This window comes from Nocardioides proteolyticus (genome assembly GCF_051280635.3).
Classification (GTDB): Bacteria; Actinomycetota; Actinomycetes; order Propionibacteriales; family Nocardioidaceae; genus Nocardioides.
Genome location: NZ_JBNBPO030000029.1, coordinates 1 through 20,185, shown reverse-complemented (window position 1 = coordinate 20,185; position 20,185 = coordinate 1). Strand labels below are relative to the sequence as shown.

Annotated in this window: 19 protein-coding genes; 12 read left to right on the top strand and 7 right to left on the bottom strand. The window is 73.2% G+C overall.

Features of this window, described 5'->3' with window-relative positions; translation table 11 throughout:
- Positions 1 to 1,629: a serine/threonine-protein kinase gene (locus ACPOLA_RS16140; protein ID WP_435771525.1), complete on the top strand. Its 1,629-nt coding sequence runs from the start codon at positions 1 to 3 to the stop codon at positions 1,627 to 1,629.
- Between the two features lie 93 nt (positions 1,630 to 1,722).
- Entirely contained in the window at positions 1,723 to 3,330 is a 1,608-nt protein-coding gene (cimA, locus tag ACPOLA_RS16135) for a citramalate synthase (protein ID WP_435771524.1), read from the top strand.
- Between the two features lie 17 nt (positions 3,331 to 3,347).
- Here the strand turns inward: cimA and ACPOLA_RS16130 are convergent, their stop codons facing one another.
- The gene (locus ACPOLA_RS16130; RefSeq protein WP_435771523.1) at positions 3,348 to 3,947 is read right to left on the bottom strand and encodes a TetR/AcrR family transcriptional regulator; all 600 of its coding nucleotides are present in this window, start codon (positions 3,945 to 3,947) and stop codon (positions 3,348 to 3,350) included.
- A 77-nt stretch (positions 3,948 to 4,024) separates the two neighbouring features.
- Here ACPOLA_RS16130 and ACPOLA_RS16125 point away from each other — a divergent pair, with 77 nt between their 5' ends.
- Together ACPOLA_RS16125 and ACPOLA_RS16120 are read left to right on the top strand one after the other, a co-directional pair.
- Positions 4,025 to 4,582: an NADPH-dependent FMN reductase gene (locus ACPOLA_RS16125; protein WP_435771522.1), complete on the top strand. Its 558-nt coding sequence runs from the start codon at positions 4,025 to 4,027 to the stop codon at positions 4,580 to 4,582.
- Positions 4,583 to 4,608: 26 nt separating this feature from the next.
- Positions 4,609 to 6,042, top strand: a complete 1,434-nt coding sequence (locus ACPOLA_RS16120) for an amidase (protein WP_435771521.1) — start codon at positions 4,609 to 4,611, stop codon at positions 6,040 to 6,042.
- A 19-nt stretch (positions 6,043 to 6,061) separates the two neighbouring features.
- Here the strand turns inward: ACPOLA_RS16120 and ACPOLA_RS16115 are convergent, their stop codons facing one another.
- Positions 6,062 to 7,381, bottom strand: a complete 1,320-nt coding sequence (locus ACPOLA_RS16115) for an MFS transporter (protein WP_435771520.1) — start codon at positions 7,379 to 7,381, stop codon at positions 6,062 to 6,064.
- Positions 7,382 to 7,485: 104 nt separating this feature from the next.
- On the opposite strand from ACPOLA_RS16115, the gene ACPOLA_RS16110 reads away from it, so the two are divergent.
- Complete coding sequence (locus tag ACPOLA_RS16110) at positions 7,486 to 8,235, top strand: aminoglycoside adenylyltransferase domain-containing protein (protein ID WP_435771519.1); 750 nt, start codon at positions 7,486 to 7,488, stop codon at positions 8,233 to 8,235.
- A gap of 43 nt (positions 8,236 to 8,278) precedes the next feature.
- Here the strand turns inward: ACPOLA_RS16110 and ACPOLA_RS16105 are convergent, their stop codons facing one another.
- Entirely contained in the window at positions 8,279 to 9,010 is a 732-nt protein-coding gene (locus ACPOLA_RS16105) for an HAD-IA family hydrolase (protein WP_435771518.1), read from the bottom strand.
- A 368-nt stretch (positions 9,011 to 9,378) separates the two neighbouring features.
- Between ACPOLA_RS16105 and ACPOLA_RS16100 the strand changes: the two genes are divergently transcribed.
- Together ACPOLA_RS16100 and ACPOLA_RS16095 are read left to right on the top strand one after the other, a co-directional pair.
- Positions 9,379 to 10,788 (top strand): HNH endonuclease, encoded by a 1,410-nt coding sequence (locus ACPOLA_RS16100; RefSeq protein WP_435771517.1) that lies wholly within the window; start codon positions 9,379 to 9,381, stop codon positions 10,786 to 10,788.
- A gap of 41 nt (positions 10,789 to 10,829) precedes the next feature.
- Entirely contained in the window at positions 10,830 to 11,216 is a 387-nt protein-coding gene (locus ACPOLA_RS16095) for a hypothetical protein (RefSeq protein WP_435771516.1), read from the top strand.
- 34 nt (positions 11,217 to 11,250) lie between these two features.
- Here the strand turns inward: ACPOLA_RS16095 and ACPOLA_RS16090 are convergent, their stop codons facing one another.
- From ACPOLA_RS16090 to ACPOLA_RS16080, 3 genes are read right to left on the bottom strand one after another with little or no spacing between them, the layout of a single operon-like run.
- Entirely contained in the window at positions 11,251 to 11,862 is a 612-nt protein-coding gene (locus ACPOLA_RS16090) for an energy-coupling factor transporter transmembrane component T (protein WP_435771515.1), read from the bottom strand.
- Between the two features lie 8 nt (positions 11,863 to 11,870).
- On the bottom strand, positions 11,871 to 12,572 hold the full coding sequence (locus ACPOLA_RS16085; RefSeq protein WP_435771514.1) for an energy-coupling factor ABC transporter ATP-binding protein: 702 nt from the start codon (positions 12,570 to 12,572) through the stop codon (positions 11,871 to 11,873).
- Positions 12,569 to 13,177, bottom strand: coding sequence for a biotin transporter BioY (locus ACPOLA_RS16080; RefSeq protein ID WP_435771513.1), 609 nt, complete (start codon positions 13,175 to 13,177; stop codon positions 12,569 to 12,571). The genes ACPOLA_RS16085 and ACPOLA_RS16080 overlap by 4 nt, the downstream gene beginning before the upstream one ends.
- 98 nt (positions 13,178 to 13,275) lie before the next feature.
- Between ACPOLA_RS16080 and ACPOLA_RS16075 the strand changes: the two genes are divergently transcribed.
- The 4 genes from ACPOLA_RS16075 to ACPOLA_RS16060 all read left to right on the top strand — a co-directional run bounded on the left by ACPOLA_RS16075 (position 13,276) and on the right by ACPOLA_RS16060 (position 17,525).
- Positions 13,276 to 13,818, top strand: coding sequence for a TetR family transcriptional regulator (locus tag ACPOLA_RS16075; RefSeq protein ID WP_435771512.1), 543 nt, complete (start codon positions 13,276 to 13,278; stop codon positions 13,816 to 13,818).
- A 76-nt stretch (positions 13,819 to 13,894) separates the two neighbouring features.
- Complete coding sequence (gene zwf, locus ACPOLA_RS16070) at positions 13,895 to 15,328, top strand: glucose-6-phosphate dehydrogenase (protein WP_435771555.1); 1,434 nt, start codon at positions 13,895 to 13,897, stop codon at positions 15,326 to 15,328.
- Between the two features lie 64 nt (positions 15,329 to 15,392).
- Entirely contained in the window at positions 15,393 to 16,409 is a 1,017-nt protein-coding gene (locus tag ACPOLA_RS16065; RefSeq protein WP_435771511.1) for an NHL repeat-containing protein, read from the top strand.
- A 102-nt stretch (positions 16,410 to 16,511) separates the two neighbouring features.
- On the top strand, positions 16,512 to 17,525 hold the full coding sequence (locus ACPOLA_RS16060; protein WP_435771510.1) for an NHL repeat-containing protein: 1,014 nt from the start codon (positions 16,512 to 16,514) through the stop codon (positions 17,523 to 17,525).
- A gap of 4 nt (positions 17,526 to 17,529) precedes the next feature.
- On the opposite strand, the gene ACPOLA_RS16055 is transcribed toward ACPOLA_RS16060, so the two are convergent.
- Entirely contained in the window at positions 17,530 to 19,020 is a 1,491-nt protein-coding gene (locus ACPOLA_RS16055; RefSeq protein ID WP_435771509.1) for a flavin-containing monooxygenase, read from the bottom strand.
- A 137-nt stretch (positions 19,021 to 19,157) separates the two neighbouring features.
- On the opposite strand from ACPOLA_RS16055, the gene ACPOLA_RS16050 reads away from it, so the two are divergent.
- Entirely contained in the window at positions 19,158 to 20,060 is a 903-nt protein-coding gene (locus ACPOLA_RS16050) for a sulfite exporter TauE/SafE family protein (RefSeq protein ID WP_435771508.1), read from the top strand.
- The last annotated feature ends 125 nt before the right edge of the window (positions 20,061 to 20,185 follow it).

Below are 20,185 nucleotides of genomic sequence, written 5' to 3'. Positions count from 1 at the left end.
GTGACGACGCAGCCCGGGAGCACCACGCCGACGATGGTCGGCAACTACGCGCTGCTGACCCGGCTCGGCGAGGGCGGGATGGGCATCGTGCACCTCGCGCAGGGCCCGGACGGCCGGCGGGTGGCGCTCAAGGTGCTCCGCCCCCACATCGTCGGGGACGAGGAGGCGCGGGGCAGGCTGGCCCGCGAGGTCAGCTCGCTGACCCGCGTGCGGAGCCCGTGGGTCGCCGAGATGCTCGCGGCCGACCCGTGGGCGGAGATCCCCTACGTCGTCACCCGCTACGTGCCCGGCCTGTCGCTGCACGACCACGTCGGCCAGGAGGGCCCGGTCGAGGGCCGCGACCTGTACTGGCTCGCCGGGTGTCTCGCCGAGGGGCTGGAGGCGGTGCACGCGGTCGGCGTCCTGCACCGCGACGTCAAGCCCGGCAACGTGCTGATGGAGGGTCGCACCCCCATCCTCATCGACTTCGGGCTCGCCCGCGTCGCCGACGACCCGCGGCTGACCCACACCGGCTGGCTGCTCGGCACGCCCGGCTACCTCGCCCCCGAGATCCTGTACGGCGACGAGGCGACCCCGGCGGCCGACGTGCACGCGTGGGCGGCCACCGTCGCCTACGCGGCGAGCGGGCGGGCGCCGTACGGCCGCGGGCCGGCGATGGCGATCATGGACCGTACCCGCCGCGGCCAGCACGACCTGTCCGGGATCGAGCCGACGCTGGCCGACGTGCTCGCCGCGGCCCTCGATCCCGACCCGCTGGAGCGTCCGCTGCTGGGCGAGATCCTCGCGTGGCTGCGCCCGCTCAGCACCCGGCCCGACCTGCCGCCGGTGCCGCCGCCGTCGGGCGCCTTCGCGGCGCCGGCGGCGGAGCCCGAGGACCTCACCGTGCCGCTGGCCGTCGCCGGCCCGGAGCCGTCCGCGCCCACCGGCCAGCAGCGTCCGGCGACCCTGGTCGAGAGCAGCGCGCCGACGGTCGCGGCGCCGCCGGCCGACGCGATGGCCCGGATCGAGCAGGACTGGGACCAGCAGCACGGCTACGACCCCGACGACCCGTTCGCCCCGGCGCCCAGGGCGCCGCTCGGGGAGCGGCTGCGCCGCGCGGTCGCGATCGGCCTGGGGGCGGTCACGCTCGGCACCGCCTTCGCGGCGGCGCCGTGGGTCGCGGCCGCAGGGGTGGTCCTCGTGGTGTGGCTGCTGCGCGCGGGCTCGCTCGCCGCCTCGGCGGTCGCGCACCGCCGTACGCTTCGCGGTGCCAAGTGGTACGACGCCCCCGGGCTGGTGCTCTCGAGCCCGTGGCACCTGCTGCGGGCGGTCACCGGCACGGTCGTGCTGGTCCTGTGGAGCGCGGGGCTGGGGCTCGCGGCGGGGCTGATCTGCTACGCCCTGGCCGTCGACGTCCCGAGCACGCTGGTGGCGTGCGGCGCCACGCTCGGGGTGGCGCTGTGGTCGGGCCCGGGCGCCAGCCGGTTCCGCTCGCCGGTCTCCCGCGTCGTCGACCCGATCAGCCGCTCTGTGCTGCCCTGGCTGTTCCTGTGCGCCGGCTTGATGTCGGTCGCCACGGTGCTCGGCGTGCTCGTGGCCGGGCAGGGCGTCAGCTGGGTGCCGTGGTCCGAGGGCCCGTTCGGGCTCTGACCGGCTTCCTCTCGGCCTGCGGTCCCGGGTCCACGGGATCGACCGGCATGGGAGGCTTGACCCCTGTCCGGACCATCGCCCCGAGAGAACCCGATGAACCAGCAACTCGACCTGCACGGCGCCTTCCACGTCTACGACACGACCCTGCGTGACGGCGCCCAGCAGGAGGGACTCAACCTCTCCGTCGCCGACAAGCTGACGATCGCGCGCCAGCTCGACGAGCTCGGCGTCGGGTACATCGAGGGCGGCTGGCCCGGGGCCAACCCGAAGGACACCGAGTTCTTCCGGCGCGCGCAGACCGAGCTCGACCTCCAGCACGCACGGCTGGCCGCGTTCGGCGCCACCCGCCGGGCCGGGGTCCGCGCCGCGGACGACCCGCTCGTCGCCGCGCTGCGCGAGAGCGGCGCCGGTGTGGTGACGCTGGTGGCGAAGTCGCACATCGGCCACGTCGAGAAGGCGCTGCGCACCACGCCGGAGGAGAACCTCGCCATGGTGCGCGACACCGTCGGCCACCTGCGCGCCGAGGGACAGCAGGTGTTCCTGGACGCCGAGCACTTCTTCGACGGCTACCGGCTCGACCGGGCCTACGCGCTCGAGGTGCTCCGCACCGCCTACGACGCCGGGGCGGAGGTGGTCGCGCTGTGCGACACCAACGGGGGCATGCTCCCGCCGTGGGTCTCCGACGTGGTGACCGACGTGATCGAGACGACCGGCGTCCGCGTCGGCATCCACTGCCACAACGACACCGGCTGCGCGGTGGCCAACACCCTGGCCGCCGTCGACGCCGGCGCCAGCCACGTGCAGGGCTGCATCAACGGCTACGGCGAGCGCACCGGCAACGCCGACCTCGTCAACGTGGTCGCCAACCTCGAGCTCAAGCTGGACCGCCAGGTGCTGCCGCCCGGCCTGCTGACCGAGGCCACCCGGATCGCGCACGCGGTCGCGGAGGTCACCAACGTCCCGCCCGCGTCGCGCCAGCCCTACGTCGGCACCAGTGCCTTCGCGCACAAGGCCGGGCTGCACGCCAGCGCGATCAAGGTCGACCCCGACCTCTACCAGCACATGGACCCGGCGGGCGTCGGCAACGACATGCGCCTGCTCGTCTCGGAGATGGCGGGCCGGGCCTCGATCGAGCTCAAGGGCCGCGAGCTGGGCTTCGACCTCTCCGAGGACCGGGAGACGGTCACCCGGGTGACCGCGCGGGTGAAGGAGATGGAGTCGCGCGGCTACACGTTCGAGGCGGCCGACGCGTCGTTCGAGCTGCTCCTCATGGAGGAGGCCGAGGGCCGGCGGCCGTCGTACTTCGAGGTGGAGAGCTGGCGAGTCATCACCGAGACGCTCACCCACGCCCGGCCGGGGGAGGAGGCCGTCTCCGAGGCGACCGTGAAGCTGCGCGCGGCCGGGGTCCGCTACGTCGTCACCGGCGAGGGCAACGGGCCGGTCAACGCCCTGGACCAGGCGCTGCGCTCCGCGATCTCGCAGGCCTACCCGGAGATCGCGAAGTTCGAGCTGATCGACTTCAAGGTGCGGATCCTCGACCAGGGCCACGGCACCGACGCGATCACCCGGGTGCTGATCGAGACCAGCGACGGCGAGTCGACGTGGGTGACGGTCGGCGTCGGCGCCAACGTGATCGAGGCGTCCTGGGAGGCGCTGATGGACGGGCTGACCTACGGCCTGCTGCGCCACCACGTCGACTGACCGGGCGGCGCCCGGGCTCAGGCCCGGTCGGCGGTCACCCGCTCCGCCAGGTCCCTCCAGCCGGCGACGACCTGGGCGTCGGTCATCCCCTCGGCGTCGTACTGCTGCAGGAGGACGGGCACCGAGAGCGCCGCGTTGAGCGCCGTCGCCAGGTAGGCGAGGTCGCCGCGGACGCCCAGCTCGCGCAGCAGGTAGCGCACGTGCATCGTCGCGAACCCGGCGACGGCGTAGTTGGTGCGCCAGGCCTGGCCGGCCTCCTCGATGAGCGCCGCCTGCCGCAGGTGGAGGTGCATCCGCGACTCCCCGAACGCCAGCAGCCGCTCCATCGGCGGCGCCCCGGGACCCAGGGGCGGGGGTCCGCGGAGCACACCCTCCTGCCAGTCGGCCTCGGCCTGGTCGAGCAGCGCGGCCATCAGCCCTTCCCGGCTGCCGAACCGGCGGAAGACGGTGCCCTTCCCGACGCCGGCCCTCGCCGCCACCGCGTCCATGGTCACCGCGCGGACGTCGCAGCCCTGGATCAGCTCGCCCGCCGCCCGCAGCAGGGCCTCGCGGTTGCGGGCGGCGTCGCGCCGCTCGGTCGGCGGAGCCGAGGTGAGCAGGGGCAGCGGCTTCGGCATGGTCCGACCACTGTAGTTGCGGCAAAAGTTCCGCCGGACCCGGAATAGAAAGCGGACCACGGTCCGTTTCGCCTGTCATGACTGGAACCAACCCCACCCGCATCGCCGTGCTGGTCGGCAGCCTCCGCGCCGACTCCGTGAACCGCAGGATCGCCGAGATCCTCCGGGACGAGGCCCCCGACCACGTGAGCGTCGACATCATCGACGGCCTCGACCTCGTGCCCTTCTACAACGAGGACATCGACGCCGACGCCGCGCCGGCCGCCGCGGTCGCGCTGCGCGAGCGGGTCGCCTCCGCCGACCGGGTGCTCGCCGTGACGCCGGAGTACAACGGCACCATGCCGGCGGTGCTCAACAACGCGATCGACTGGCTCTCGCGCCCCTATGGGGCCGGTGCCATCGTCGGCAAGCCGTTCGCGGTCGTCGGCGCCACCCCGACGCCGTACGGCGGCAAGTGGGCGCACGCCGACGCCGCTCGCTCCGCCGGGATCGCCGGCGCGGTCGTCATCGAGGACGTCACCGTGTCGCAGTCCGCCGTGGACGTCGACCCCACCAAGGACCCCGAGGTGCGGGCCCGGCTGCTCCAGGCGCTGGTGCGCCTGGCCGACTTCGAGCCCGAGGCCACCGCGGCCTGACCACCGCGAGGGACTACGGTCGGGGCGTGGCCGAACTCCACGACCTGACCGCCCTCGAGCAGGGCGAGCTGATCCGGACGGGCGAGACCAGCCCCGTCGAGCTCACCGAGCACTACCTCGATCGCATCGCGCGCGCCGCCGACGACGTCCCGGACTTCGTCGGCGGCGCGTTCGCGTACCTGGACCCTGACATGGCCCGCCGCCGGGCCCGCGAGGTGGCCGCCGTCGGACCGGTCGGTGCCGGCGCCTCGCCGCTGGCCGGCGTGCCGACGGCGATCAAGGACCTCAACCTCACCGCGGGTGTGCCGACCGCCTTCGGCTCTCCGGCGTTCGCCGGCTACGTGCCGGACGTCTCGGACGCGGTCACCCTGGCGATGGAGGCGGCCGGGATGGTGAGCCTCGGCAAGACCTCGACGCCGGAGTTCGGCTCGCCCTGCTACACCGAGCCGGAAGGGCGACCGCCGGCCGTGACGCCGTGGGACCTGACCCGGATGGCCGGCGGCTCGTCCGGCGGTGCCGCGGCCGCCGTGGCCGCCGGGCTGGTGCCGGTGGCGCAGGGGTCCGACGGCGGCGGGTCCATCCGGATCCCGGCGGCCTGCTGCGGCGTGGTGGGCCTGAAGCCGACCCGGGGACGGATCTCCGGCTTCCCGATGTACGGCGACCCGGTCGGTCTCGCGACGTCGGGCTCGATCGCCCGGACCGTCGCCGACGCCGCCGCCCTGCTCGACGTGCTGGCCGGTCGCCGGGCCGGCGACCCGTCGTGGGCGCCGCCTCCGGCAGGCTCGTTCGTGGACGCCGCCCGTCGCGAGCCCGGCCGGCTGAGGGTCGCCCGGTTCGACGAGCCGGTGATCGCCGACGTGCCCGTGCACCCCGACGTGCGCGCGGCCTACGAGTCGGCGTCGACGCTGCTGGCGTCGCTGGGGCACTCGGTCGAGGAGGTCCCGGTGCCGATCCCGCCGGAGGCCGTGGCCGTCTTCGAGACGTGCTGGGCGGTGCTGACGGCGCTGTCCACGGTGCCGCTGTCGCCGGAGCAGCGGTCGACGATCCGCCCGCTGACGCGGTGGCTGGGCGAGCGCGGCGAGGCGGTCTCGGGACCGGAGTTCGGGCTCGCGATCGGCCAGCTGCGCCGGTTCGCCGCGGAGGCGCTGGTCGCGCTGGCGCCGTACGACGCCGTGCTGACGCCGACCCTCGCGACCCCGCCGCTGCCGGTCGGCGCGATCCGCGACGACGCCGACCCGGCGGCGGACTTCGAGGCGCAGAAGGCCTTCACCCCGTGGACGTCGGCGTGGAACGTGACCGGCATGCCGGCCATCTCGCTGCCGCTGCACCACACCGCGGACGGTCTGCCCGTCGGTGTGATGCTCGCGGCCCGGCCTGCGGAGGAGGAGCTGCTGCTGTCGCTCGCCGGGCAGGTGGAGGCGGCCGCGCCGTGGAGGGACCGGGTCCCGCCGATCTGGTGACCGCGCGTCCCGGCCGGCCTCAGGCGGGCTGCGGCGCCCGGCGGAGCTCCGGGCGGAGCACGCCGAGTCCGCACAGCGGCAGGGCCGCCAGCACGACCAGGCTGCCCGTCGTGCCGATCAGGTCCCCGAGACCGCCGACGACGGCGGAGCCGACGCTGCCGCCGACGAGGAACAGCAGGGTGGCCACCCCGAGCGCCACCCCCCGCACGTCGAGGTGCACGGCGTTGCCGACCGAGGCGCTCAGCGCGGGCTGGCCGAGGCCGAACGCGACGGTGACCAGGATGATGGTCGCTCCGAGGATCGCGGGTGCCTCGAGCGCGACACCGAGCGCGGCGAGGAGCAGCGCGAACGACGCCATCACTCCGGAGACCGCGAGGGACGCCGCGCCGCCGATCCTGTCCAGCAGCGGTCCCGCGTAGCGGGGCACGAACAGCGCGACGGCCGCGCTCGGCAGCAGCAGGAGGCCCACCTGCCAGGCGGCCCATCCCGCGTGGACCAGCACCGCGGGCACGGCGATGAGCAGCGCGAACCACGCGGCCGGCACCGCCGCGGCGGCGACGGCGCTGCGCACGACCGTCGGGTTGGAGATCACCGCCAGCGGGAGGAAGCCGTGCGGGCGGCGTCGTACCCACAGGGCCACCGTGGGCACGCCCAGGAGCAGGAGCAGCGCGCCGACCACGGCGACGAGGAGGCCGGTCGACGGGGACTGGACGAGGAGGACGAGCCCGCCGGAGGTCGCGGCGACGAGGACGGCGCCGAGGACGTCGAGCCGCGCTCCGGTCCCCTCGCCGGTCAGTGCCCGCCACAGGAAGGGGATCACCAGCACGCCCAAGATCGGGAGGGCGAGCACGGCCCGCCAGCCGAACGCGTGCTCGACGACGCCGCCCAGCAGGGGACCGAGGCAGCTGACCGCGGCAGCGATCCCGGCCAGCCGGCCCAGCGCCATGCCGCGCACCGCGCCGTCGTACCGGCCGCTGAGGACGGTGATCCCGAGGGTCGGTACGGCGGCCGCACCCGCGCCCTGGAACATCCGGGCCACGAGCAGCACGTCGTAGCTCGGGGCGAGTGCCGCACCTAGGGCCCCGGCGGTCATCAGCGCGATGCCGACCATGAGCGGGACCCGCACGCCCAGCAGGTCCGCGAGCCGCCCGTAGACCGCCGTGGTGACCGCCAGGAACAGCACGTAGAGGCTGATGGTCCAGGTGGCCGTGCCGATGTCCACGCCCAGGTCACGCCCCATCAGCGGGAGCGCGATCGCCGCGGAGGACGATCCCAGGCCGGCGAGCCCGAAGAGGAGCCCGAGCAGCAGGGAGACGCGTCGGGAGTCGTCCAGGGGCACGGGAGTCCCGAACCGCAGCGGCGGGCGTCCTATTCCGCGGTGTCCAGGGCGTGGGCACGACGGGTGCCGACTCGACCGGCGTGACCGTGCCGCATGATGGCGCTGTGGCGACGCCCGAGGTCGACGAGTTCGGTGACCGGGTGGCCGGCGTCCTGGAACGCGCGCTCGGCCCGGACCTGGTGGGCGTGTACTTCGTCGGCTCCGTCGCGTTGGGCGGCTACGTCCCCGGCGGCAGTGACATCGACCTGGTCGCGGTCTCGGAGTCGGCGCTCGGCGCGGCACAGGGGCTCGAGGTCGCGTCGGCCGTCCTCGAGGTGAGCGAGGCGTGCCCGGCGCGCGGCGTGGAGTTCACGCTCTATCGCCGCGAGGAGGCTGCCACTCCTCCCACGGGTGCCGACTTCGAGGTGAACGTCACCGGTGGTCCGCGCATGCCCACGGCGGTCCGCATGGACGCCGGCGGGGAGCCGGGCTTCTGGTACGTGCTGGACCGGGCGATCGCCCACCGATCGGCCGTCGTCGTCACCGGGCCACCGCCGAGCACCGTCTTCGCCGACGTCCCTCGCGCCGCCCTCCTCGGCGCCATGTCCGACTCCATGCGCTGGCACCGCGCCCACGAGAGGACGACCCTGCACTCGGTGCTGAACGCGTGCCGGGCGTGGAGGTTCGCCGAGGAGGACGTCCTCGGCTCGAAGCTCGAGGGCGCCGCCTGGGCGCGGAGCCGGTGGCCGGAGCCGGACGTGATCGACGCGGCGGTCGCCCTTCGTCGGGGAGAGGAGGCGACGTTGGAGGGGGCAGCGGTCGGGGCCCTCCTGTCGGCCGTGACCGAGCGCCTGCTCGAATCCCGTCCCGAGTAGTCGAGACGCGCGCAGGGCGGCTGAGCGGACGGGGCCGTCGACCCTAGTCGTGCGTGGGAGGGCTCGGAGCGGCGTCGAGCTCGTCGGCCAGCTCGGCGAGCGTCCTGCAGTGATGGTCGGGCGTCGCCACCCGCTCCGGAGTGGGCGTCCCGCCGTAGGAGCCGCTGCCCGCCCGGCGCTCGATCCACGCCGTACGGAGGCCGAGGCGCTGGGCGACGCCGATGTCGTGGTACTGGCTCTGCGCGACGTGCAGGAAGTCCCTCAGGACGTATCCGCTCACGCTCTGGCGCCCACGACAGAAGGCGAACACCTGCGGATCAGGCTTGTTCAGGCCGACGTCCTCCACGGTGACGATGTCGTCGAACGGGTCGCCGAGCGTGGTCGCCATGTGCCGGGAGGCCCACCTGCCCGCATTCGTCAGCGCGACGAGTCGGTGCGTCGCGCCGAGCCGTTCCAGGGCCGCCACGGAGTCCGGGAATGCCGGCCAGTCCGGGATCGAGGCGCGAAGGGCCATCGCCATCTCGTCGGTGATCGACAGGCCCAGCTCTGCGGCCAGCCGGCGGCTCGCGGGTTCGAGCATCTCGCTGAACGGCATCTCCGGGGTCAGCCGTTGCTGGACGTCCTCGGCACGGGCGTAGGCCTCCAACAGCTCCTGGTCGCTCACCGCGCCGAGCACCCCTCGCCACTGCGCGTGCAGGCAGTCGAGGATTCCCCGCTCGAAGTCGATGAGCGTGCCCACGACGTCGAACGTCAGGATTCGGTAGGGACTGCTCATTCCGCTCGGTCTCCCTCGGCTCGTCCTGGCTCGTTGTCTCCGAGATCCTCGCAGTCGGGTCGAAGCGTCCGGTTCGGGCGGTGGTGGTGGCTGACGAGTCGTGCTTGTGCTGGTGTCGTGGGGCTGCGGTTGCGTAGGTGGTGCCGGGCCGAAAGGGCCTTTACGCGGTGCGGCTCTGGTTGTGGTCGGGTTTCGTTGCCGGCCTTCGTTTCGTAGGGAGAGGTGGTGCGTGCCGTGGGGTCGCGATCGTTGTTGCGGCGACCCGGTTTGCGCCACCATTTGTCCACATCGTCGGATGGGGAATCGCCTGTCCCCAGGCGGGTTTCGGGCCCGGGGTTGTGTCGGCGGCGGGTGGTTGGATGGGTGTCATGGAGCTCGGGAACGACAGCGACGCGGAGGGGCAGTTCGACCGCTGCTCGGATCGTGAGCTGCTCGAGCACCTCGCCGGTGAAGTCCACGGCCGTCAGGCCTCCTTGGTCCGGGAGTGGCGGGGGATCGTGGCCTGGGCCGACCGCAACGTCGTCGACTGCGAGGAAGGCGCCGCCACCCTCATCGAGGGGTATGTGGACACCGGGATCCCGATCGCCGGCCCGGGTGCACCCCTGGTCTCGGAGTTCGCGCTGATGGAGCTGATCGCCACGCTCGAGCGGACCCCGGACGGTGGCCGCTCGTACGTGGGTCGGGTGATCGGGTGTGCGTGGCGGCTCAAGCGGATCTATGCCGCGGTCCTCGCCGGGCGGTGTGCGCCGTGGAAGGCGGAGCGGGTCGCCGAGCTCACCCACGACCTCAGCCTCGAGGCCGCTGCGCACGTCGACCGGAAGCTCGCCCCGCACATCCGGTCCTGTTCCTGGCGGGAGGTCGAGCACCACATCGACGAAGCCATCACGCTGTACGATCCTGAGGCGGCTGAGGCCCGGCGTGAGGCGTCGTCGGACTCCCGGCGGTTCGACGTCCACCTCGACCACGTCACCGACGGCGTGGTCCAGGTCGACGGGGTCCTGGACGCCGCTGATGGTGCCGACCTCGACACCGCCGTTGCCCGCCGCGCCGTGCTGCTCGGGAAGCTGGGCCACGACGGGTCCCTCGACGTCCGGCGGGCGGTCGCGGTCGGCGACCTCGCGCGCAACGACCTGACCCTCGACCTCGAGGTCGTGGACGAAGACACCGGTGAGGTGACCACCGCATCGCCTGGGCGCCGGGCCGTGCTGAACGTGCACGTCTCGGATGCCGCCATCACCGGGAGCTCGGATGAGCAGGTTGCGCCGGTGGGGCGGTGGGAGGACCAGCAACGCCCGATCACGGTCGCACAGATCAAGGAGTGGCTCGCCACTTCTGGGACGACGGTGGTCGTGCGGCCGGTGATCGACCTCGCCGGACACATCCCGGTGGACTCCTACGAGATCCCCGACCGCCACCGCCAACAAGTGCAGCTGCGCGACCACCACTGTGCGTTCCCCTGGTGCGGCCGCCGCGCCAGTCGCTGTGACCTCGACCACGCCCTCCCGCACAGCCAGGGCGGGGTGACGTGTCCGTGCAACCTCGTCCCCGCCTGTCGGGCGCATCATCGGGCGAAGACGTTCTCCACCTGGCGCTACGTCATCGTCCAGCCGGGGACGTATCTGTGGATCACGCCGAACGGGCGGCACTTCCTGGTCGACCACACCGGCACCAGGACTCTTGACCCACCCGTCGCCGTCGACACCGACGTGATGGGCATCCCGCCGGACCACGACACCCGGCCCTGGCCCATCCAGACCGGCCCACCCTGCCCCGGCTAGGGACCACGCCCCACACCCCACCGCCAGGTGGGGCCAGAGGCATGCCCGGAGCAGCAAGGACAACAGGCTGGCACCGGGCGGCCGGCGTCCTCTGGTGGCTGACCGGCCGCGAGGACGACGAGGCGCGGATCGCCGTCGCCGCGTGGGAGGAGCGCTACGGCAACGCCGAGGCGCGGTGGCACAGCATCCCGGCGCCGGTTCGCCGGCTGGCGGACTCCGACGAGCGGGGGGACCGGAAGAGCGTGACGCAGCGCGTCGACGAGCTCCGCGCGGCGCTGCCGTCCCACCAGCGCGACTTCCAGCGAGCGGACCGCCGCATGCGGTGGCCGGAGCGGGTCGCCTGCGTCGCCCTGCTGGCCTGCTTGCTGTCGATCCTCGCGCTCCTCGCCATCGGAGCCTGGACCGTCGTCCAGTGGCTCCTCCACTGAGGTCTGCCTCCCGAGCGCGGGGGCGTCGCTGCCCTCAGTCGTCGCCGATGCCCCGGGCATGCAGCGCGTCGCCGGTCGCTCGGGCGTGCGCCACGACCCGGATGACCAGGGGAGTCAGATAGGCCCGCGGGTTGCGCTCGAGGCCGCGGGCGCGAGCGGCGTCGCGGGTCTCGGCCGCGATCTCCAGGGTCAGCGGGATGCCCCGGATCATCAGGGAGAACGCGAGCGCCACCAGGTCCGGGCGCACGCCGAACCGGCGCAGCGGCTCGAGCCACCGGGTGATGGCGTCGATCATCCGCTCGACCGAGGTGGTCGTCGTGAAGACGGTGGCGAGCAGCACGAGGGCGAGCAGCGCGCCCACCACGACGTAGGCGTGCTCCCCGCCGCGCTGCCAGGCCTGCCAGGCCGCGAGCATCGCCATGGCGACCAGCACGCCACGGAGGGCACGCGCCGCGCGGCGGAGCCCGACGCCCGCGACCACCGCGAGCAGGACGGCGAGGGCGATCAGGACCGTGGTGGTCGCCGGGCCGCGGAAGACCACGGCCAGCACGCTGAGCACCACCAGACCCAGCAGCTTGGCGCCCACCGGCAGCCGGTGGAGGACGGTGCTGCCGGGCTGGTAGTCACCGAGCGGACTGGCGGCCACGGCGGTCCTCAGTGCGCCGTCGCGCGGTAGTGAGCGACGACGTCCTCGGCTGGGCCGTCGGCGACGATCGCGCCGTCGTCGACGAGGAGGGCTCGGTCGCAGCGGAGGGCGAGGTCGAGGTCGTGGGTGGCGAGGACGAGCTGCTGCCGCAGGCCGAGCAGGAGATCGCCGATCATGCGGGCGTTGCGCAGGTCGAGCAGCGTGGTCGGCTCGTCGGCGACGAGGATGTCGGGGTCGGCCGCCAGCACGCCGGCGACGGCGAGCAGCTGTCGCTGGCCCCCCGACAGCGTGTGCACGCTGCGGTCTGCGAGCTCGCTCAGGCCGAACGACTCCAGGACGGCCAGCGCCGCTGCCGCCCGCTCGGCGCGGTCCTTGACGTGGTGGCGGAGGGAGAGCGCGACGTCCTCGACCACGGTGGGCATGACGAGCTGGGCGGTCGGGTCGGTGAAGACGAAGCCGACGCGGCGGCGTACCTCCCGGCCCTTCTTCGCCACGTCGAGCCCGTCGACGACCACGCGGCCCGACGACGGCTCGACCAGGCCGTTCACGAGCCGGGCGAGCGTCGACTTGCCGGAGCCGTTCGGCCCGATCAGCGCGATCCGCGGCTCGGTCAGCACCAGCGAGGTCTCCCGCAGCACGGTGACCTCCGGCGCCGGGCCGCCGGGCGTGGCCGCCCGGACGACGACCCGGTCGAGCTCGATCCGGCTCACGCCGGGTCCGCTGCGGGCACCTCCGCGCGCTGCTCCGTCGACGCAGCAGCACGACGGCCGGTCAGGTCGGGGAACGCGCGGTGCACGGCCGTGGCGACGAGCGCCATCACCACGTTCTTGAGGATGTCGCCGGGGAAGTAGGCGGTGTCGATGACGAACGCCTCCTTCAGGCTGAGGTCGGCACGCCAGGCGAGGTTGAGCGGGCCGAGCGTGTGGATGAGCAGGAAGCTGCTGAGCAGCCCGGCGGTGAAGACGAGGGTGAACTGGGTGGCGCGCTCGCGGTTGCGGTGGACGAGGTAGCCGCACAGCGCCGCGGCGAGCGGGAACGCGATGAGGTAGCCGGCCGTGACGCCGCTGTAGTGCGAGGCACCGGACGCGCCGCCGGAGTAGATCGGCAGCACCAGGCCGGCCACCAGGTAGAGCACCACCGCCAGGAACCCACGGACCGGGCCGAGCACCGCGCCGGCGAGCAGCACGCCGAACGTCTGGAGCGAGTAGGGGACGCCCACCCCGGTCTTGATGTCGGGGAGGATGGCGCAGACGGCGATGAGGGCGGCGAAGCCGGCGATCAGCGCGACGTCGGTGGTGGGAGTACGGCGGTTCATCGTGGTCACTCTCGGGAGACGGAAGTCGGCGCGAGCCGAACTGAACGGTGTTCAGGTTAGGGTTGGCGTCGGACGGCGTCAACGGAGGGAGGAATGACGTGCGTTACAGGAGGGCCGACGTGGTGGGCCGGGCGATCGCGGTGCTCGACACCCACGGGCTCGACGACCTCTCGATGCGCAAGCTCGCGGCCGAGCTCGGTGTGCAGCCCAGTGCGCTCTACCACCACTTCGCCAACAAGGACGCCCTGCTGGCCGCCGTCGCCGACGAGCTGCTCGCCCGTGGTCGCAGGGGTGCGGAGATCGTGACGTGGGAGGCGGAGCTGCGCCTGGTCTGCGTGGAGCTCCGCGACGCGATGCTGGCGTGTCGCGACGGGGCGGCCCTGGTCGCGCGGGTCCACGCGCTGGGCCTCGGCGCGCAGGAGCCGCTGCAGCGGATGTACGACGCGCTCGCCCGCGCCGGCGCCGACGAGCACCTGGCGCGGATCGGCGCGCGCAGCCTCGTCCACTTCGTCTTCGGCCACGTCGCCGACGAGCAGCTCCAACGGCAGGCCGGGCCGGACGCCGTACGCACGCGCGACAGCGGGGACTTCCACCTCGGCCTCACCCTGCTCCTCGACGGCCTGGGCCAGCGCCTGGGGTGAGCCCTCGGCCGGCCCCGGGTCGATCCTTTCCGCGTGGTTATCGTGGCGGTAACACCGAGGAGGCAACGTGGACGACATGAAGCCCGTGACCGTGGTGCTGTTCGGGGCCACCGGCGACCTGTCCCGGCGCAAGCTGCTGCCGGGGCTGCTGCATCTCTTCGAGAGCGGCCTGTTGCCCGAGCTCCAGGTCGTGGGCACGTCGCTGGACGAGCACACGACCGAGTCGTTCGTGAAGCTCGCCTACGACGCGGTCTGCGAGTTCTCCGGGGACGACGGGGACATGGCGGCGTGGCCGGAGTTCTCCAAACGGCTGCACTGGGCTCCGGGGGCCGAGGGGCCGGCGGGACTCCGGGCGGCGGTGGAGAAGGCCGAGGCGACGACCTCCGGCGAGTGCGTCCGGCTGCACTACCTGAGCGTGCCGCCGAAGGCTGCCCTCGCGGTCGTGCACACCCTCGACGAGGCCGGCCTCGCCGAGGGCGCCCGGATCATCATGGAGAAGCCGTTCGGCGTCGACCTCGAGACGGCGAAGGACCTCAACTTCAGGCTGCACAAGGTCTTCGACGAGTCGCAGATCTACCGGATCGACCACTTCCTCGGGAAGGAGGCCGCGCAGAACATCCTGGCGTTCCGCTTCGCCAACGGCCTCTTCGAGCCGATCTGGCATCGCAACAACATCGACCACATCCAGATCGACGTGCCCGAGGAGCTCGGCCTGGAGCAGCGGGCCAGCTTCTACGAGTCGACCGGTGCCTACCGCGACATGGTGGTCACCCACCTCTTCCAGGTGCTCGCCTTCACGGCGATGGAGCCGCCGACGTCGCTGTCGCCGCACGCGATCAGCGAGGAGAAGAACAAGGTCTTCCGCTCGATCCTGCCGATCGACCCGGCCAACGTCGTCCGCGGGCAGTACCAGGGCTACCGCGACATCGAGGGCGTCGCCTCGGAGTCGGAGACGGAGACCTTCATCGCCCTCAAGTGCTTCGTCGACAACTGGCGCTGGGCCGGCGTCCCGTTCTACCTCCGCACCGGCAAGCGAATGGCGGAGGGCGCCCGGATCATCTCGATCGCGTTCAAGGAGCCGCCGCGGTCGATGTTCCCCAAGCACTCCGGCGTCGGCGACCACGGTCCCGACCACCTCACCTTCGACCTCGCCGACAAGGCCAAGATGTCGCTGTCCTTCTACGGCAAGCGCCCCGGGCCCGGCATGAAGCTCGACAAGCTCTCCATGCAGTTCGCGATGACCGACACCACCTGGGCCGGCTCGGTGCTGGAGGCCTACGAGCGGCTCATCCACGATGCCGCGCGCGGGGACCAGACCCTGTTCACCTCCGCCGAGGGCATCGAGCGGCTCTGGGAGGTCTCCCAGCCGCTGCTCGACAACCCGCCGATCGTGCGGCCCTACCGGCAGGGCAGCTGGGGGCCCAACCAGATCCACCAGCTGATCGCGCCGTACGCGTGGCGGCTGCCGTTCGAGCGACAGTGGCGCAACCCCAACCAGCTCGGCGGGTAGGCCGCCGCGCCCACGATTCGGCCGTTCCGGTGCGGAGCGGGGCGGGGGAGGACAGACTCGGGTCGTGCCCACGCCCCTTGCTCCCCGGCGGCGACGGGCCGGTGTGCTCGGCGCCGGTGCCCTGCTGCTCCTGTTCGCCGCTGCCTGCGGCGACGACCCCGAGAGCGGGGTCGAGGACGACCTCAAGGACGCCCCGGCCACCGAGGACTCCACCATGCAGCCGCCCGACCACACCCCGGCGACCGGCGTTCCTGTCGCGCTGTGGGTGACCGCGAGCGGCAGCGGTGAGGTCTACCGCGTCGACGTCGCGACCGGCGAGGTGGAGACGGTCGAGGTCGGCCACAACCTCTACGACGTCGAGCACGCCGCCGGAGCGCTCTGGCTCGCCGGCGCCGCCGACTCGCTGCATCGGCTCGACCTCGACACCCGCGACGTCGAGGAGGTGGTCGCCGGGGGCGTGCGGGAGATCGCCGTGGCCGGGGACGAGCTGTGGCTCGCGCTGGGCGATCCCGACGGCGTCGCGCGCCTCGCGCCCTCCTCCGGAGCGCTCGGCGAGCTCGTCGAGGCCGCCGACGTCAACAGCATGGTCGCCGACGGGGAGGCCGTGTGGGCCTGGCCGGAGTTCGGTTCCGAGATCACCCGCGTCGACACCACGACCGGCGAGGCCACGTCGGGCCAGGTGACCTCCAGCCTGGGCGCGGTCGCGGTGGACGGCGACGTGCTCTGGGCGGCCGGCGCCGACGAGCTGAGCCGGGTCGACCCGAGCACCCTCGAGGCGGAGGCGGTCGCCGAGCTGCCCGCCCGCGCGACCGCGGCGCTGGCCGCGCCGGACAGCGACGTGGTGTGGCTCGCCTACGAGGGCGGGTCGATGGCGTCGTACGACGCCGCGACCGGCACGCTCTCCGACCCGGTGCAGGTGGCGCGCGACGACGTCACCGACCTCGAGCTGGTCGGCGACACGGTGTGGGCCGGCGCCGAGGACGGCTCGCTGTCGGCGCTCGACGCCACGACGCTGGAGCTGGAGGAGTCGGTGGAGCTGCCCGAGGCGGCCAACCGGCTGCGGATCGCCGTCGAGCGCTGAGGTCTGGACCACCGGCCCCGAAATCACCGAAGCCCCGTCGCGGCCGCCTCCGCCGGTCCTAGGGTGACGCACCCGTTCGCCCGCTCCCGGAGGACCACCACGATGAAGCTCGCTCCCGGCATCGCCGCCCTGGCCCTGGCCTCGCTCCTCCTCGCCGGCTGCGGTGACGACTCCGGCGGGGACGACGGGGACGGGTCGTCCGGCGATGGCGCAGCGGCGCCGGACTCCGCCCCGACCACGGTGCCGGAGCCGACCACGGTGTGGGTCAGGTCGCCCGACACCGAGGAGCTCTACAAGGTCGACGTCGCGTCGGGCTCCGTCGCGGCGGAGGTCCCCGTCGACGGCTACATCACCCAGGCCGCCTTCCACGACGGGGCGCTGTGGGTCGCCGCCGGTGAGCTCTACCGGGTGGACCCCGCCACGCACGTCCTCGAGCAGCGCTCGCCCGCCGAGCAGACCATCGACGCCTTCGCCTGGCAGGGCGACCGGCTGTGGGCGGCCGAGGACCAGGACGACGCGACCTCGCTCCTCGAGATCGACCCGGACACGGGCGAGGTGGTGGACACGGTGGAGCTCGACGGCCCGGACCTGAGCCCGGAGGACCTGGTGCCCTACGGCGACCGGATGATCGCCGTGAACACCTACGACCACACGATCATGAGCATCGACCTGGAGACCGGCGAGTTCGAGACGGTGGAGGACCCCGACGACGCCATCGTCTGGGACCTCGCGCTCGTCGACGGCGTGCTCTACGCGTCGACGTACGACGGGCTGCGCAGCCTGGACCCGGAGACGCTGGACGTCGTCGAGGAGATCGACGAGGAGGCGGCGTTCGCCTCCGACCCCGACGAGACCGGGGCGCTCTGGGTCGGCCGCGCCGGCGAGCTGGGTCGCCTGGACCCGGCGAGCGGGGACTACCAGGTCGTCAGCGCCGAGGTGCCCGGCGCGGAGGGCGCGAAGATGGACGACCTGAAGGTCAGCGAGAGCTCGGTGTGGATGGTCTTCGAGTCCCACGTGCTGATCCGGCACGACCGCGCGTCCGGCCAGTTCGACCCGCCCATCCAGCTGCCCGCGGGCGCCAGCAACATCCCGGTCTACGGCCTGGCGCTCCAGTGAGGTTCTACGACGCGGCGCGGAACCGGTAGTCGTCGAGCGGGAAGCGCCGGGCCTCCCACCGCGACTGCAGCGTCGAGGTCGGACGCAGCAGCACCGCCTCGCCGTGCTGGTTGAAGTAGTAGCTCCGCGCCGACGCGCAGTCGCCCTGCACGAAGACCGAGCCCTGCAGCCGCTCCTGCATCCGGTCCAGGAAGTCCTGCGTGGCGGTCTCCGTCACCTCGAAGACCTCCGCGCCACGTTGTCGCATGCCGGAGAGCAGCCGCCTGATGTGGGCCATCTGGTACTCGATGGTCGTGAAGTAGGACAGGCCCGAGTAGGAGTAGGGGCTGTTGAGGGAGATGAAGTTCGGGAGCTTGGGGACGGTGACGCCCTCGTAGGCGACGAAGCGGTTGTCGCGCCACCACTTGCCGAGGTCGCGGCCGTCGCGGCCGACGATCCGGAAGGCCGGGAAGTTGGTCTCCCACAGGTCGAACCCGGTGGCGAGCACGAGCACGTCGAGGTCGGCGCGGCGGCCGTCGGCGGTGACGATGCCCTCCGCGTCGACCCGGTCGATGGACGCCGTCTCCAGGTCGACGTCGTCGCGGCACAGCGTCGGGTAGTAGTCGTTGGAGAAGGTCGGGCGCTTGCAGCCGAACGAGTAGCGCGGCGTGAGCTTCTCGCGCAGCGACGGGTCCCGCACCTGCCGGTGCAGGTGGTTGCGGCAGACGGTCGCGCCGATCCGGTTCGCCAGCGGCAGGTCGCGGTAGTGCAGCACGCCGGCGACCATCATCACCTCGAGGATGCCGGTGCCGGCCAGCCGCACCGCGCGCTGCGTCAGCGGCACCCGCGCGAACGCCTTCTGCAGCCCCCCGGGCACGGGTCCGTCGATCTTGGGCGACACCCAGATCGGGGTGCGCTGGTAGACGGTGAGGTGACTGGCGACCCGAGCCAGCTCGGGGATGAGCTGGACGGCCGTGGCGCCGGTGCCGATGATCCCGACCCGCTTGCCGGTGAGCTCGACGTCGTCGTCCCAGGCCGCGGTGTGCACGATCGTGCCCGCGAACTCCTCGATGCCCGGGATGTCGGGGGTGCGCGGCTGGGAGAGGAAGCCCGTCGCGGTGAGCAGGTAGCGCCCCGAGACCACGTCGCCGGACTCGGTGTGCACCCGCCACACCGCCGCGTCGTCGTCCCACTCGGCGTCGGTCACCACGACCCCGAAGCGCATGTGGCGGCGCAGGTCGTACTTGTCGGCCACGTGCTCCGCATAGCGCTTGAGCTCCGGGCCCGGTGCGAACAGGCGGGACCAGAACGGGTTCGGCTCGAAGGAGTAGGAGTACGTCGAGCTCGGGATGTCGACGGCCAGGCCGGGGTAGCGGTTGACGTGCCACGTGCCTCCGAGCCCGCTCTCGCGCTCGAGGACGGCGAGGTCGTCGTACCCCAGGCGGCGCAGCTGGATCGCCGCACCCATCCCGCCGAACCCTGCGCCGACGATGACGGCGTCGTGGACGTGAGTCACGGAGCCGAGCATAGGCCGGGTTCGTGTGGCACGGGGTCGCGGACACTCGGCGCCGGCCCGGACTGGCGGAATCGCGGGGCCTCTATCTATAGTGAATAACTAGTCTTAGTCGAAAGAGTCGAGAAGAGGCGTCGGACATGTGGCTGGTCGCAGCATTCGCACTCGCGGGCGGTCTCGCCCAACTGGTGGACGGCACCCTCGGGATGGGCTTCGGGGTCACCTCGGCCACCGTCCTGCTGGCCCTCGGCGTGGCGCCGGCGACGGCCAGCGCCGCCACGCACGCCGCCAAGCTCCCGACGACGCTGATCTCAGGGCTCTCGCACTGGCGCGAGGGCAACGTCGACGGCGCCGTGCTCGTGCGGGTCGCCGTCCCGGGCGCGATCGGCGGCTTCCTCGGCGCGGTGGTGCTGACCTCGATCAGCCTCGAGGCCGCGAAGTCGTCGATGGCGGGGCTGCTGCTCTTCTTCGGGCTCGTGATCCTGGCGCGCTTCGGCTTCGGGTTCCGGATCATCCCGACGCCCCGGTCCGGGCACACCGCCCGCTGGCTCTCGCCGATCGGCCTGCTCGGCGGGTTCGTCGACGCCACGGGCGGCGGCGGCTGGGGCCCGGTCGTCGCCCCGAGCCTGATGACCGTCACCAGCCACGAGCCGCGCCGCGTCGTCGGCACCACCAACGCTGCCGAGTTCGTGGTCGCGGTGTCGGTCTCGGGCGGGTTCGTCACCGGTGCCGCCCACCAGGAGATCCCGTGGCTGCCGGTCCTCGGCCTGGTGCTCGGCGGCGTCCTGGTCGCCCCCGTCGCCGCCCGGCTCGCCGGCCGGCTGCCCCACGCGCCGATGGGCGCACTGGTGGGCGGCCTGGTCATCCTGGTCAACGCCGCCGCCGTGATGGGCGCTGTGGCGGACCTCCCCGGAGCCGTCGACCTGCTGCTGATCGCCGGCTGGGTCGCCGTCACCGCCGGGATCGCGCGGGCGGCCTGGCGGCGGGAGCGTCGTGCGAGCGTCGCGCCGGCCGTGCAGGAGCCGGTGGCCGCGCCCTCCTGAGCATCACCCTGCGAGCAGCCGGTCACAGGCGGCGACCAGCCGGGCCCGGGGGGGGGGGGGGGGGGGCGGGCGCGCGGGGGCGGGGGGGGGGGGGGCGGCGGGGGGGGGGGGGGGGGGGGGGGGGG